We start from the raw sequence: 1,916 nt of genomic DNA, 5'->3' as shown, positions 1-1,916 counted from the left end.
GACTTTAGGAATCCACACACAGACACGCACACACACGTTGTGATTTGCTTTCATTTTAGTATCTTTGAACCATTGGAAACAGCCTCCAAGAGTCCTCAATAGCTTGAATACAGTTGTGATTTGCTTTCATTTTAGTATCTTTGAACCATTGGAAACAGCAAATTTACGTGGAGATTAAGAACGAAGGTGGTTGTGATTTGCTTTCATTTTAGTATCTTTGAACCATTGGAAACAGCACGTTGTATTTTTCCTTAACCACGTGCAGTGTTGTGATTTGCTTTCATTTTAGTATCTTTGAACCATTGGAAACAGCTCAAGACCACACCCGCCCAATTATCCTTCTGTTGTGATTTGCTTTCATTTTAGTATCTTTGAACCATTGGAAACAGCCTATTGAAGCATCTACAATCTTTTCATACTGTTGTGATTTGCTTTCATTTTAGTATCTTTGAACCATTGGAAACAGCATTTATGTGCGCTTATCTTCAGCTTACGTAGTTGTGATTTGCTTTCATTTTAGTATATTTGAACCATTGGAAACAGCACTAATTTACAATACTCACAAGAATTAAGGTTGTGATTTGCTTTCATTTTAGTATCTTTGAACCATTGGAAACAGCTGATTACAAGTAGCAATCTAATATTCAAACAATTACACATAGTATTAGAATCTAAAAAAAGAATGCTGGTTCTGAAAAAATCCCGCCATTGCGCGGGATTTTTTTAGAATAATTCTAATTGTTGTCCAGGCGTATTCACATCCACAGTCTTTTTCCCATAAAAAAGTGCTATATTTCCAAATTGCTTGTCCGTAATGCACATAATTCCGACACTTCCATAATCCGGTAAGAAAGATTTAACTCTTTTTATATGTACCTCCGCATTCTCACAACTCGCACAATGACGAACATATATAGAGAACTGGAACATCGTAAATCCATCCTTTTGCAGATTTTTTCTAAATTCCGCATACGCCTTTTTATCCTTCTTGGTTTCGGTAGGCAAATCAAACAACACTAATACCCACATAATGCGATATTCACTAAACCGGTCCATCACATCTCTGGATAGGATATTTTACGCAACTCACCACTGAAACATTTATACAGAGAAGCCGTAGTCTGCCCAACAGCTACCATCAACGGACTACGTTTTCCCGAAATAACAGTCTCTAATGTAGGAATTGTCAGTAACCTCGCTTTCAATTCTCTCGTCAATTCAACACAATTCGGTTCTGCTTCCTTGAATATGTCATATACCAACCTATCCACATAAGGGCGATAAGGTTCCATTATATCATCTGCCAGACAATAAGCATTATAACGATTATGATGATGTATTCCCAAAGTAGGTAGAAGCCCACTTGTCACCAAAGCACGAGCAACAACTGCCCTCAAAATAGCATACCCATAATTTAACAAATTATTAGGAGGAATACCTTCTCTATCCCTTGTAAAGCCTTCTATTTTAAACAAATTCTTCCAATAATAAGCAGCTGCACGAGCCTCCAAATTATCAGAATCTCCACTCTTTACATCTGCAGCCCACACCTTCATACACTTTATTTCTTCTTCAGCACATTCATGCAATACTACCGCCTGATTCTCTATTTTGGCTTTTATTGTTTGCTGCCAAAGTTGTTTCATCAATGGCAGAGACGCACCAAGTTGATAACGAAACCTTTCATTTTGTGTAGTATTCCCATACAAAGGAAGCATTAAACCAACCGGCATACTTTTAGAATCGCAGGTTATGACTGCACAATTATTCTCAAGCAAAGCTTCCAATACTCCCGAAGTAATGGTTATCTGCTTATTGTCCAACACCACTACTCCAATATCTTCTATTGGCTTAGTCACTTCGGACATTCGTTTGAACCCCTCGGGTAAAGCACTGTTCTTCACCACCTCCGGTAA

2 protein-coding genes are annotated in these 1,916 nt (G+C 37.7%); both read right to left on the bottom strand.

Features of this window, described 5'->3' with window-relative positions; all coding sequences use genetic code 11:
• Positions 1 to 723: 723 nt before the first annotated feature.
• Positions 724 to 1,056, bottom strand: a complete 333-nt coding sequence (cas2, locus tag JCM16496_RS20975) for a CRISPR-associated endonuclease Cas2 (RefSeq protein ID WP_005832235.1) — start codon at positions 1,054 to 1,056, stop codon at positions 724 to 726.
• On the bottom strand, positions 1,056 to 1,916 hold an 861-nt coding region (gene cas1 / locus JCM16496_RS20970; RefSeq protein WP_025836420.1), incomplete at its 5' end, for a type II CRISPR-associated endonuclease Cas1. The genes cas1 and cas2, both read right to left, overlap by 1 nt.

Source organism: Bacteroides rodentium JCM 16496, assembly GCF_000614125.1.
Classification (GTDB): domain Bacteria; phylum Bacteroidota; class Bacteroidia; order Bacteroidales; family Bacteroidaceae; genus Bacteroides; species Bacteroides rodentium.
This window is presented reverse-complemented; position numbering and strand designations above follow the sequence as displayed.